The sequence below is a fragment of the Caulobacter sp. SSI4214 genome, assembly GCF_012184455.1.
Classification (GTDB): domain Bacteria; phylum Pseudomonadota; class Alphaproteobacteria; order Caulobacterales; family Caulobacteraceae; genus Caulobacter; species Caulobacter vibrioides_E.
In genome coordinates this window covers 1-12,178 of record NZ_SZWJ01000116.1, presented here as the reverse complement: position 1 = coordinate 12,178, position 12,178 = coordinate 1, and the positions used below count along the sequence as shown (strand labels likewise).

At 66.7% G+C, this 12,178-nt stretch carries 11 protein-coding genes; 7 read left to right on the top strand and 4 right to left on the bottom strand.

Features of this window, described 5'->3' with window-relative positions:
- Positions 1-386: anhydro-N-acetylmuramic acid kinase (locus FCU40_RS20990; protein WP_241693673.1), on the bottom strand; the 386-nt coding region annotated here is incomplete at its 3' end.
- 60 nt (positions 387-446) lie between these two features.
- On the opposite strand from FCU40_RS20990, the gene FCU40_RS20985 reads away from it, so the two are divergent.
- The 5 genes from FCU40_RS20985 to FCU40_RS20965 all read left to right on the top strand — a co-directional run bounded on the left by FCU40_RS20985 (position 447) and on the right by FCU40_RS20965 (position 4,330).
- Positions 447-497, top strand: coding sequence for a hypothetical protein (locus FCU40_RS20985; protein WP_106404327.1), 51 nt, complete (start codon positions 447-449; stop codon positions 495-497).
- Between the two features lie 96 nt (positions 498-593).
- Positions 594-1,919 (top strand): tyrosine--tRNA ligase, encoded by a 1,326-nt coding sequence (gene tyrS, locus FCU40_RS20980; protein WP_175582099.1) that lies wholly within the window; start codon positions 594-596, stop codon positions 1,917-1,919.
- A gap of 84 nt (positions 1,920-2,003) precedes the next feature.
- A complete protein-coding gene (locus FCU40_RS20975) occupies positions 2,004-2,465 on the top strand; it encodes a peroxiredoxin (protein WP_168077602.1) in 462 nt (153 codons plus the stop codon).
- A gap of 232 nt (positions 2,466-2,697) precedes the next feature.
- Complete coding sequence (locus FCU40_RS20970) at positions 2,698-3,849, top strand: peptidoglycan DD-metalloendopeptidase family protein (protein WP_168077601.1); 1,152 nt, start codon at positions 2,698-2,700, stop codon at positions 3,847-3,849.
- Positions 3,830-4,330, top strand: coding sequence for a polymer-forming cytoskeletal protein (locus tag FCU40_RS20965; RefSeq protein WP_168077600.1), 501 nt, complete (start codon positions 3,830-3,832; stop codon positions 4,328-4,330). The genes FCU40_RS20970 and FCU40_RS20965 overlap by 20 nt, the downstream gene beginning before the upstream one ends.
- A 65-nt stretch (positions 4,331-4,395) precedes the next feature.
- Here the strand turns inward: FCU40_RS20965 and prfB are convergent.
- The 3 genes from prfB to FCU40_RS20950 form a co-directional block, all read right to left on the bottom strand.
- Positions 4,396-5,518 (bottom strand): peptide chain release factor 2 gene (prfB, locus tag FCU40_RS20960; protein ID WP_106404321.1). Its coding sequence is split into 2 segments (ribosomal slippage): positions 4,396-5,448 and positions 5,450-5,518, totalling 1,122 coding nucleotides; the frame shifts between segments, so codons are not numbered across the junction.
- 178 nt (positions 5,519-5,696) lie between these two features.
- On the bottom strand, positions 5,697-8,069 hold the full coding sequence (locus FCU40_RS20955) for a penicillin-binding protein 1A (protein WP_168077599.1): 2,373 nt from the start codon (positions 8,067-8,069) through the stop codon (positions 5,697-5,699).
- 171 nt (positions 8,070-8,240) lie between these two features.
- Positions 8,241-9,431 (bottom strand): N-acetylmuramoyl-L-alanine amidase, encoded by a 1,191-nt coding sequence (locus FCU40_RS20950; protein WP_168077598.1) that lies wholly within the window; start codon positions 9,429-9,431, stop codon positions 8,241-8,243.
- A gap of 401 nt (positions 9,432-9,832) precedes the next feature.
- Between FCU40_RS20950 and FCU40_RS20945 the strand changes: the two genes are divergently transcribed.
- Both FCU40_RS20945 and FCU40_RS20940 read left to right on the top strand, forming a co-directional pair.
- The gene (locus FCU40_RS20945) at positions 9,833-10,051 is read left to right on the top strand and encodes a hypothetical protein (protein WP_081612842.1); all 219 of its coding nucleotides are present in this window, start codon (positions 9,833-9,835) and stop codon (positions 10,049-10,051) included.
- Positions 9,975-12,178, top strand: a 2,204-nt coding sequence (locus tag FCU40_RS20940) for a ribonuclease E/G (protein ID WP_168077597.1), incomplete at its 3' end; no start/stop codon positions are given. The genes FCU40_RS20945 and FCU40_RS20940, both read left to right, overlap by 77 nt.

Here is a 12,178-nt window from a genome sequence, read left to right as displayed (position 1 = left end):
ACCGGTCGTCCCGTCGCCTGGGCCAGGCGCTGAGCGTCCAAAAGCTGGACCGTGCGCCCCGGGCGCTGGGCCGATGGCCGCTCGTGCAGCACCGTCTGACCGTGCACGCCCAGCAGATCAAAGGCGTCCCAGGTCAGGCCGTGTTCCCGGAGGAAATCGCTGGCGGCATGGAAGTGCTCGTCGGCGACGGCCTTGCGCGCCGCGTCGAAGATCGCCGGCTCCGGCGCGCCGCGCGGCCAGGCGCGGGCGATGTCGGTGGTCTTCAGCAGGAGATCGCGCGTCTCCTCGCGCAGCTTCCGCTCGCCGGCTGGGCCGAAGGCCTGGATGTCTTGGCCGTCGGTCTCCAGCACAGCCATGTCGACGGCGTCGAGCGAGGTGCCGGTCATAAATCCAAGGATACGCATGAGCCGTTGACTGCCATGCTCCGCCAACGGTAGCTAGGCCCCATGATCGACCCGCGCGTCCTGGCCCGTCCGTATTACCGCCCGCTGCCATAGCGGGAGGCCGACCAGACACGTCGCTTAGCCCCCGCCTCGCCGGGGTCGCTCTCTCAACAGTCGATCATGCGCTCCGGCCCTCCCCGGAGTCGTGAAATGAAATCCTCACAAGCCGACGCCGCCGTGTTAGACGGCCCGCCATTCAAAACAGAGAGTCGAACCATGTCAGCCGCCTCGCCCTTCAAGTCGGAGTTCCTGCGAACCCTGGAGGCGCGCGGCTACATCCACCAGATCACCCATCCGGAGGAACTGGACGCTGCGGCCTCGGCCGGAATCGTCACCGCCTACATCGGCTTCGACGCCACCGCCCCGTCGCTGCATGTCGGCTCTCTGATCCAGATCATGCTGCTGCGCCGCCTGCAGCAGGCTGGCCACAAGCCGATCGTTCTAATGGGCGGCGGCACGACCAAGGTCGGCGATCCGACCGGCAAGGACGAAAGCCGCAAGCTGCTGAGCGACGCCGACATCCAGGCCAACATCGCCGGCATCAAACAGGTCTTCGCCAAGTTCCTGACCTTCGGCGACGGGCCGACCGACGCCATCATGGTCGACAACGACGCCTGGCTGTCGAAGTTCGGCTACGTCCAGTTCCTGCGGGAATACGGCGTGCACTTCACCGTCAACCGGATGCTGGCCTTCGACTCGGTCAAGCTGCGCCTGGAACGCGAGCAGCCGATGACGTTCCTCGAGTTCAATTACATGCTGATGCAGGCGGTGGACTTCCTGGAGCTGAACCGGGCGCACGGCTGCGTGCTGCAGATGGGCGGGTCGGACCAGTGGGGCAACATCCTGAACGGCGTCGAGTTGACCCGCCGCGTCGACCAGAAGAGCGCCTTCGGCCTGACGACGCCTCTGCTGGCCACCGCCTCGGGCGCCAAGATGGGCAAGACGGCGGCCGGCGCGGTGTGGCTGAACGCCGAGCAGCTGAGCCCCTACGACTACTGGCAGTTCTGGCGCAACACCGAGGACGCCGACGTCGGCCGCTTCCTGAAGCTGTTCACCGACCTGCCGCTGGAGCGCATCGCCGAGCTGGAAGCCCTGGAAGGCGCCCAGATCAACGAAGCCAAGAAGGTGCTGGCCGACGAGGCCACCCGCATGGCTCACGGCGAGGAAGAGGCTCGCAAGGCGCGCGACGCCGCCGAGAAGGCCTTCGAGCAAGGGGCCCTGTCGGCCGACCTGCCGACCTTCGAGGTGCCAGCCGCCGATCTTGAGGCTGGGATCGTGCTGGCCGCCCTGTTCGCCGACGCCGGCTTGGCCGGCTCGCGCGGCGAGGCCCGTCGCCTGGCCCAAGGGGGCGGCCTGAAGGTCAATGACAAGGCCGAGGCCGACGCCAACCGCCTGATCACCCCGGCCGACCTCGTCGAAGGGGTCGTCAAGCTGGCCGCCGGCAAGAAGAAGATCGTCTTGGTGAAGCCCGTTTAGTTATGGGGTTGATTATCGTTCCGGCCCTGGCGTAGCCAAGGGCCGGGACGATGGTTTCCCTAACGGACATCAAGGACGCGTTCGATGCTGCAGCCCGGCGACAAGGCTCCCGATTTCGACCTGCCGACCGATACCGGCCGAGTCAGTCTCTCGGTGCTGAAAGGCAAGAACATCGTCCTCTATTTCTACCCCAAGGACGACACGGCCGGCTGCACATCCGAGGCGTTGCAGTTCTCGTCGGAAGTCGAGGAATTCCAGAAGCTGGGCGCGGTGATCGTCGGCGTCTCCAAGGATAGCGTCGCCTCTCACGCCAAGTTCCGCGCCAAGCACGACCTGACCATCGAACTGGCCGCCGATCCCCTCGGCGACGTCGTCGAGGCCTATGGCGCCTGGGTCGAGAAATCCATGTACGGCCGCAAGTACATGGGCGTCGACCGCTCGACCTTCCTGATCGACCGCGAAGGCGTCATTCGCGAGGTGTGGCGGAAGGTCAAGGTCCCGGGCCACATTAAGGCCGTGATGAACGCGGCCAAGGCGATCAAGTAGTTTCGCCGCGTGGGGAAACGGACCACGTCCACGATGTGTTGTATCGGCGCCTCTACCTGTGTCCATTTCGCGTGATTGTCACCATTCGCCGTGACTTCGCCGCTTAGGAAACGTTAAGGCTTAGGGCGCAAAGTTGCTTTTTCAGATTCGCGCTCACTTCGGGCGCGAACAGTCTTGCGCGTTTCCGCTTTATCGTAGCATATCGCCGGACCTGAAACGGGGGTCTCGGGCGATGGCGATTGAGCGCTTCAAGCGACTGCGGCAATCTCTCGAAAGTTTATTTCCTGAACGGCATGTCTACATTCGCTCTGGCGGCGAAATGCGCGGATATGTCTTTTCCACCAACAAGCAGTTGCTGGGCGCCGCGGCGATCGCCGGCGCGGCGCTGTGGATGGGCGTCTGCACCGCCTCGATGATGGTGGACGCCCTGGCGGTCAGCTCCACCGACCAGCAGATGATCAAGCAGAGGGCCTATTACGAGCGCCTGAACGCCGACAGGCAGGCGCGCCTGAACAGCGCCGTGGCCCAGCTGTCGGCCACCAATGGCTCGCTGGAAGAACTGGCCGCCTCGGTCGAGAAGCGCCACGCGGCCCTGGCCCTGCTGGTTTCCGACTTCAAGGGCGTGCCCGGCGCCGCCGACGCCCTGAAGGTCGCCAAGCCGCGCCTGCTGGCCGCCAGCCCGGTTCAGCGCATCCAAGCCACCCGCATGGACCAGGAGCGCCTGGTCGACGCGGCGGAAAGCTTCGCCAAGAGCCGCGCCGAACGCCTACGCCTGGCCATGCGCATGGCCGGCCTGGACGCGGGCAACTTCACCGGTCGCGGGGCGTCGCTGGGCGGCCCGCTGATCGAGGCCAAGGATCCGCGCGCTCTCGCCGCGGTCCTGGACGTGGACGAGGATTTCGCCGGCCGCATCCAGCACGCCGCCAACGACATGTCGGACATGCGCTCGCTGACCTCCGCCTCGAAGCGGTTGCCGTTCTACCGCCCGACCAACAATCCGGCCCTGTCGTCCAGCTACGGCGTTCGCTTCGACCCGTTCACGCACCGTCCGGCCTTCCATTCGGGCCTGGACTTCCCGGGCGCCTTTTACACGCCGATCATGGCCACGGCGCCGGGCGTCGTGTCGTTCACCGGCGTCCGCTCGGGTTACGGCAATACGGTCGAAATCGACCATGGCGGCGGCTTCAAGACCCGCTACGCCCACCTTGCCGCCATCTCGGTGCATGTGGGCGAACACGTGGCGATCGGTTCGCGCGTGGGGGGCATGGGCTCGACAGGACGGTCGACCGGCCCGCATCTGCACTACGAAGTCTGGGTCAATGGCAAGGCTCAGAACCCCAACCGCTTCTTGAAGGCTGGTGAGTATGTTCAGCAAGCAAGCTAAGTCCGGGTCCAAGACCCCTGCTCGCATCGAGCCGCTGCCGGCTCCGACGGCTGCGGCCCAGGTCGACTCCCAGCGCCGCGCGCCGCCGAAGGTGGCCAGCCTGCTTTCGGCCGATCTGACCATCGAGGGCGGCGTCACCGGCGAGGGCGAGCTGCAGATCGACGGCGTGGTCAAGGGCGATGTTCGCGTCGGCCGGCTGACCGTCGGCGAGACCGGACATGTCGAGGGCGGCGTCTATGCCGAGGTCGTCGAAGTGCGCGGGCGCGTGGTCGGCTCGATTACCTCCAAGCAGGTCCGCCTCTACGGCACCTCCTATGTCGACGGCGATATCACCCACGAACAGCTGGCCATGGAAACCGGCGCCTTCTTCCAGGGCCGCAGCCTGAAGTTCCAGCGCCCCGCGCCCCAGGCCCAGCCGACGCCGACGCCCCCGCAAGCCGAGCCGCTGGCGATCGCCCAGGCCAAGCCGGTCGTCGGCTAAATCGCCGCGGCGTCGCGGTGCACGGCCCTCCCCCGCCCATCAAAGGGCGGGGGTCATAGCGGCGCCTACGCTTCACCCCCGTCGCGGGTATGCCCGACGCGTTGGGCCAACGAAGCGCCCATGAAGGCGTCGAGATCGCCGTCCAGCACGCCTTGCGTGTCGGAGGTTTCGACATTGGTCCGCAGGTCCTTGACCATCTGGTAGGGCTGCAGGACGTAGCTCCGGATCTGGTGACCCCAGCCGATATCGGTCTTGGTGTCTTCCAGCGCTTGCTGGGCGGCTTCCCGCTTCTGAAGTTCGGCCTCGTAGAGGCGTGCGCGCAGCATCTTCCAGGCTTCCTCGCGGTTCTGGTGCTGCGAGCGGCCCGCCTGACAGGCCACGGCGATGCCGGTCGGGATGTGGGTCAGGCGGACGGCCGAGTCCGTCTTGTTGATGTGCTGGCCACCGGCGCCGGAGGCGCGATAGGTGTCGGTCCGCACGTCGGACGGGTTGATCTCGATCTCGATATTGTCGTCGACCACGGGGTAGACCCAGGCCGAGGCGAACGAGGTGTGGCGACGGGCGCTGCTGTCGTAGGGGCTGATCCGCACCAGGCGGTGCACGCCAGCCTCGGTCTTCAGCCAGCCATAGGCGTTCTGGCCCTTGACCAGCAGGGTCGCCGACTTGATGCCGGCCTGGTCGCCGTCGGTCTCTTCGATCAGCTCGGTCGTCATGCCATGGGCGTTGGCCCAGCGCGTGTACATGCGCAGCAGGATGCCCGCCCAGTCGCAGGACTCGGTGCCGCCGGCCCCGGAATTGATTTCGATATAGCAGTCGTTGCCGTCGGCCTCGCCGGACAGCAGGGCCTCAAGCTCGGCGCGGCCGGCGCGCTCCTTGATGGCCTTGAGCTGCGCGCGGGCGTCGTTCAGCGAGTCCTCGTCGGACTCCATGTCAGCCAGCTCGGCATAGTCGAGCGCGTCCTTCAGGTCGCGCTCGATCGACTGCACGGCCTCGACCTTGGCGGCCAGGTTGGCGCGCTCGCGCGACACGGCCTGGGCCTCGGACGGACGGTCCCAAAGGGTCGGGTCCTCGACCCGGGCGTTCAGCTCATCGAGCTTGCGGAGAGCGACGTCCCAGTCAAAGACGCCTCCTGAGCAGTCCCACGGACTGCTCGATGTCGGCCGCGGCGGCCTCGACATCCGGTCGCATCACGTAACTCCGTGACAGTGTTGAAGGGCGCGGGATCAAGCGCGCCAGGGTTAAGTGCGCGCGGTCACCCCGCTCGGGCGCGCTCTAGACTTTTGAATCCCGAGCCCGCTGATCCGGCGCGGATCGAACGATCCGAACCCGGCAGGCTCTAACGCGCGTCGCTCTCCCACGCAATGCGTCAGTAAAGGCCGCTGAGCGGATCGACCTTTTGCGCCGGCTTGCCCGCCTGGGGCGCGGCCTGCGGAACCGGCGGCAGGCCGGGCGGCAATTCCTGCTGGTACGGGATCGGACCGGGCGTCGGCGCGATCTCGACCTTTGGCTCGGTGCCAGGCCGGAAGGCCTCGCGGATGCCGCGCACCAGAGCGAACTTGGCGTTCTTCGGCGGCTTGAAATCGACGATCGGCTGACCCTTCAAGGCCTCGCTCATGAAATCCATGAACACCGGCACGGCGTCGGTGGCGCCGGTCTCGGCCTCGCCCAGCGAGCGGTTGTCGTCGAAGCCCACGAAAACGCCGACCACCAGATTCGGCGAGAAGCCGACGAACCAGGCGCTGCGATATTCGTTGGTCGTGCCGGTCTTGCCCGCCAGCGGACGGCCCAGCGAGCTGACGGCGGCGGCCGTGCCGCGCTGGACCACGCCCTGCAGCATCGAGGTGATCTGATAGGCCGTGATCGGGTCCATGATCTGCTCGCCCGGCGCGGCGAAGCGCGGACTTTCATCGCCGTTGAAGCCCGCTTCGCAGCGCTCGCAATCGCGCTTGTCGGCGCGGAAGATCACCTTGCCCTCGCGGTCCTGGACCAGTTCGATCAGGTGCGGCTCGACGCGGCGTCCACCGTTGACGAAGGCGGCATAGGCGGCGGTCAGCTTGAACGGCGTCGTTTCGCCCGCCCCCAGCGCCATGGCCAGCACCGGGTCCATGTTGCGCACCACGCCGGCGCGCTGAGCCATGTCGACGATCTTTTTCATGCCGATGCTTTGGGCCAGCCGCACGGTCATGGCGTTGATCGACAGTTCCAGGCCTCGGCGCAGCGGCTGAGCGCCGTAGAATTCCTTGTGGTAGTTCTCCGGACTCCAGTCCTGGCCGTTGGCCCCCTTCAGGGTAATGGCGCTGTCGACGACGACGCTGGCGGGCGTGTAGCCGTTCTCCAGGGCCGTGGCGTAGACGAACGGCTTGAACGACGAGCCGGGCTGACGCATCGCCTGGGTGGCGCGGTTGAAGTTGGACAGAGAATAGCTGTAGCCGCCAACAAGGGCGACGATCCGGCCTGTATAGGGCTCCATCGCCACCATCGCGCCATTGACCGCCGGGATCTGCCGGAGGCGATAGCCGCCGTTCGGCGACTTCTCGACGAAGACCAGATCGCCCGCCTTCAGGCCCTTGCCGGCCTTGGCCCAGGCCATGTCCTCGCCCACGATCTGGCCCTCGCCCTCCTTGCGGACGAGACGCACGTGGCCGTCGTTCGAGGTCACCAGGGCCGGACGCCAGCCAGTCCGCTCGGAGGGGATCGCCTTGCCCAGCGCGCTCTTTTCCCAGGCAAGGTCCGTCGGCTCGACGTGCCCCCAGGCTCCGCGCCAGCCATGGCGGCGGTCGTACTTCTCCAAACCATCCATCAGCGAGATCCGCGCCGCTGTCTGCAGGCGCGGGTCCAGCGTGGTGCGCATGTAGTAGCCGCCCTCGTTGAGGCGGGGGCCGAGGGTGGCGACGCCGCGCTGGCGCACCTCCTCGACGAAATAGTCCGCGTCGCGATAGGCGGCCCGCTTGGGCGCGGCCTGGACGACCAGATCCTCGGCCATGGCTTTGGCCGCGTCCTCCTTGGAGACCCAGCCCTGCTCGACCATCTGCCCCAGCACCCAGTTGCGGCGGGTGATCGCCTTGGCCTTGTTGCGGATCGGATGATAGTTGTCAGGCCCCTTGGGCAGCGACGCCAGATAGGCGCACTGCGCCAGGGTCAGCTCGGGCAAGGACTTGCCGAAATAGTTATAGGCGGCCGCGCCGACGCCAAACGAGCGATAGCCCAGCCAGATCTCGTTTAGGTAGAGCTCAAGGATCTGCTGCTTGGTGAGCGACTGCTCCAGGCGATGCGCCAGGATGGCTTCCTTGAACTTGCGGCCGACGGTGGCGTCGCTGGTCAGCAGAACGTTCTTGGCGACCTGCTGGGTGATGGTCGAACCACCCTCCAGGCGCCGCCCACGCAGCGCGTTGCCGACATTCTTCAGCATGGCCCGGGACAGACCCGAGACGTCCACGCCCCCGTGCTGGAAGAAGTTGCGATCTTCGGCCGCCAGGAAGGCTTGGGCCAGCTGCGGCGGGATCTGGTCGTAGGGAATGAAGATCCGGCGTTCCTTGGAATATTCGCCGATCAGGGTGCCGTCCCAGGCATAGACGCGCGTCGCCGTCGGCGGACGATAGTCCTGCAACTCGCCGGCGTCGGGCATGTCGTGGAACAGCCAGGCCGCATAGATCGCGATCGCGAAGCCCGCGACCGCGATGGCCGACAGCACGGCCACGCCCGCGATGGCCATCCATCGTTCGGTGGGTTTCAGATCCACGCGACCTCCGTCGGACGAGCCACGGCGCCCGCCTTACACCCTTCACTAGATCGCTTGCCGCCGAACCGTAAACAGGGTCGTGGTCGCGTCGAGCTCGGCTCCACGCGAACGATCGATCCTGTGATTAGAGCGCGACAGCGCAAAGGGGAAGCGCCAGGAAAGCCGTGAGGCTTACGACTTCCGAAGTTCGGCGTTGAAATAGGCCTCGATGGAATCGCCCACGGCGTCGACCAGACGCTCGCGGCCGTGGCGCGAGGTCAGGAAATGCTCGTCGTCGGGATTGGTGATGAAACCCATCTCCAGCAAAACGGCGGGCACGTCGGGCGCCAGCAACACGAAGAAGCCGGCGTCGCGGTGGCTGCGCGGCAGCAGGGTCGTTTCCTCGCCGACCTTGGCCAGCAGCAGCTGCGCGAAGGCGGCGGAGCGATTCTTGGTGGCGCGCTGCGACAGGTCCAGCAGGATCTGGCTGACGGCCCGATCGCGCCCCGGCATGTTGGCCTTGGTCAGCCAGTCGTTCTTGTCCAGCACCAGGCCGACGCGATCCGTGCCCTTCTCCGACAGAGTGTAGACCGAGGCGCCCCGGGTGTTCACGTCCGGTCCCGAGTCGGCGTGCAGAGAAATAAAGAGATCGGCGTCCGCGCGGCGCGCGATCTGCACCCGGCCTTCCAGCGGCACGAACGTGTCGGTTTCGCGGGTCAGCACCACCTGAAAGCGACCCGTCTTCTCGAGGCGCGCCTTCAGGGCCTTGGCCGCGGCGAGGGTGACGTCCTTTTCGTAGACGTCCGCGCCCAGCGAACCGGGGTCCTTGCCGCCATGGCCGGCGTCGATGACGATGACCTTCTTGAGGCGCAGCGGCGTCATCTTGACCGGCGCCGAAGCGACCGTCAGGCGCGGCGGGGCCGCCACCACGGGAGCGCCGTCGACGGCCTTAAGATCGATGACATACCGATAGGCTGTCGCGCCGTCTCCGGGCGGCAGCATGAAGCGACGGCGCACCTCGGCGCGGCCGGACAGCTCCAGGCGAAGGCGAGCGCCGCCCGCCGCCTCGTCGATGACCCAGCGTTTGACCAGCCCCTGCCCCGTCCCCTGCAGATCGCCGGAGACGATGACGTTGGGCAACGTCATCACCAGACGCTGGCCGTCGGCGCCGTCCGAAACCAGACGGCCCGCCGCGGCGCGATCCAGGTCGATGACGATGCGCGTCTCATTCCGGTCGCCGCCGAAGCGAACTTTCTGCACCCCGGCCGGGGCCGCCGGCCCCTGTGCGGTCGCGACCGCGACGCCCGCCAGGGTCAGCCCGCCGACGATCAACGCCGCGCGGACCCATCCCATTCGAGCCAGATTGATAAGAGCCTTGCGCATCCCCGCCCGCGTAGCCGGAACTGGTGAACCGAACGTCAATATCGTTCAGCCCCGGTAGCGAAAGGGTTAAGTCGAGATGCTCCGTCGAATGCTTTTCTTTTGTGCGCCAATGTTGCTACAGTCGCTCCGCGCTCGGAGGCCGTGATCGTCACGACACCGCGCGGTCCGTTGGAGCGGCGAAGTGGTCCTGAACCCTTTCGCCATGAAAGCGGCAGACTAGATAGTGTTCGAGACGCGGACGCGGGAGCGGGCTGGACGCCCCTCCAGGCCGTGTCGAGGGGCTCGCGTCGAGCTCTAACGCCTCCCGGCGACGACGCGCCATCCCGACCGCGCCATTCCGGCGCGACAGGCAAAACAACTCCACCACGCCCCACGGCGTGGCCAGGGAAAACGAAACCTCAATGGGCTGCGCCGCACCCGTCCGCCATTGGCATCCGACCCTTCGCAACCGCGCTGGCGGGGCGACGGACGGCGACGCGCGCGCCCTTCATTCATATCGGCGCCCGGGCCTAGCGCCCGCCGCGCGCCGTGGAGACTTCCTTAATGTCGAAGAAGATGCTGATCGACGCAGCACACGCCGAAGAGACGCGTGTGGTCGTCGTGGACGGTACCCGGGTTGAAGAGTTCGATTTCGAGAGCCAGACCCGCAAACAGCTCCGTGGAAATATCTACCTCGCCAAGGTGACCCGCGTCGAACCCAGCCTGCAGGCCGCGTTCGTCGAATATGGCGGCAATCGCCACGGGTTCCTGGCGTTCAACGAAATCCACCCCGACTACTACCAGATCCCGGTCGCCGACCGTGAAGCGCTGATGCGCGACGACTCGGCCGACGACGAGGACGACATCCCGGTCTCGCGTCGCGCCTCGGGCAGCGATGATGAGGACGACGTCAACGGCGGCGATCACGCGGTCGACGACGAGGAAGACGACGTCGAGGAAGAGCTGGCGCGTCGCAAGCGCCGGCTGATGCGCAAGTACAAGATCCAGGAAGTGATCCGCCGCCGGCAGATCATGCTGGTCCAGGTCGTCAAGGAAGAGCGCGGCAACAAGGGCGCGGCCCTGACCACGTACCTCTCCCTCGCCGGCCGTTACGGCGTGCTCATGCCCAACACCGCGCGTGGCGGCGGCATCAGCCGAAAGATCACGGCGGTTACCGACCGCAAGCGCCTGAAGAGCGTGGTCCAGAGCCTGGAGGTGCCGCAAGGCATGGGCCTGATCGTCCGCACGGCGGGCGCCAAGCGCACCAAGGCCGAGATCAAGCGCGATTACGAATATCTGCTGCGTCTGTGGGAAAACATCCGCGAAAACACGCTGCACTCGATCGCGCCGGCGCTGATCTACGAGGAGGAAGACCTCGTCAAGCGGGCCATCCGCGACATGTATGACAAGGACCTGGAGGGTATCTGGGTCGAAGGCGACGCCGGCTACAAGGAAGCGCGCGACTTCATGCGCATGCTGATGCCGAGCCAGGCCAAGAAGGTCTTCAACTACCGCGACCCGACCCCGCTGTTCGTCAAGAACAAGATCGAGGACCACCTGGCCCAGATCTATTCGCCGGTCGTGCCGCTGCGTTCGGGCGGCTATCTGGTGATCAACCAGACCGAGGCCCTGGTGGCCATCGACGTCAACTCGGGCAAGGCCACGCGTGAGCGCAACATCGAGGCCACCGCCCTCAAGACCAATATCGAGGCGGCCGAGGAAGCCGCCCGCCAGCTGCGCCTGCGCGATCTGGCCGGCCTGATCGTCATCGACTTCATCGACATGGATGAAGGCAAGAACAACCGCACGGTCGAGAAGGTCCTGAAGGACGCGCTCAAGGACGACCGCGCCCGGATCCAGATGGGCAAGATCTCGGGCTTTGGCCTGATGGAGATCAGCCGTCAGCGCCGCCGCACCGGCGTGCTGGAAGGCACGACCCACGTTTGCGAACACTGCGAGGGCACCGGTCGCGTCCGCTCGGTCGAGTCCAGCGCCCTGGCCGCCCTGCGCGCCGTCGAGGTCGAGGCCCTGAAGGGCTCGGGCAGCGTGATCCTGAAGGTCTCGCGCGCGGTCGGCCTCTATATCCTCAACGAAAAGCGCGCCTATCTGCAGCGCCTGCTGACGACGCACGGCCTGTTCGTCACCGTCGTGGTCGATGACAGCCTGCACGCCGGCGACAGCGAGATCGAGCGCACCGAGCTTGGCGAGCGCATCGCCGTGGCGCCGGCGCCCTATGTCGAGGAAGACGACGATTTCGACGCCTCGGCCTACGAGGACGAGGAAGAAGAAGACGAGATCATTCCGGACGAGGACGAGGAAGACCTCGAACGCGAAGACACCGACGACGACGACGCCTCGAGCCGCAAGCAGGCTCGCGAAGACGATCGCGGCGACCGCAAGGGCCGCCGTGGTCGCCGTGATCGCGGCCGGGGTCGCGGCCGTCGCGATGACCGCGAGGCCGACGCCGAAGTTGAATCCGAAGAGGAAGAGGTCGAGGGCGAGGCCGACGACCGCGCGGAATTCGGCGACGATGACGATGACCGTCGCCGCCGCCGTCGTCGCGGTCGCCGTGGCGGTCGTCGCGGCGGTCGCGAGGACGGTGATCGTCCGACCGACGCCTTCGTCTGGATCCGCCCGCGCGTCCCGTTCGGCGAGAACGTCTTCACCTGGCACGACCCGGCCGCCCTGGTCGGCGGCGGTGAGCAACGCCGCGCGCCCGAAGGTCGTGGCGAGGCCGCCGAGTCCGAGCGCGCGGAGCGCGTCGCTGT

Excerpts from the sequence above, each read along its gene's own strand:
- tyrS (WP_175582099.1), top strand. The coding sequence starts at position 594 with ATGAAATCCTCACAAGCCGACGCCGCCGTGTTAGACGGCCCGCCATTC.
- FCU40_RS20975 (WP_168077602.1), top strand. The coding sequence starts at position 2,004 with ATGCTGCAGCCCGGCGACAAGGCTCCCGATTTCGACCTGCCGACCGAT.
- FCU40_RS20970 (WP_168077601.1), top strand. The coding sequence starts at position 2,698 with ATGGCGATTGAGCGCTTCAAGCGACTGCGGCAATCTCTCGAAAGTTTA.
- FCU40_RS20965 (WP_168077600.1), top strand. The coding sequence starts at position 3,830 with ATGTTCAGCAAGCAAGCTAAGTCCGGGTCCAAGACCCCTGCTCGCATC.
- FCU40_RS20950 (WP_168077598.1), bottom strand. The coding sequence starts at position 9,431 with ATGCGCAAGGCTCTTATCAATCTGGCTCGAATGGGATGGGTCCGCGCG.
- FCU40_RS20945 (WP_081612842.1), top strand. The coding sequence starts at position 9,833 with ATGGGCTGCGCCGCACCCGTCCGCCATTGGCATCCGACCCTTCGCAAC.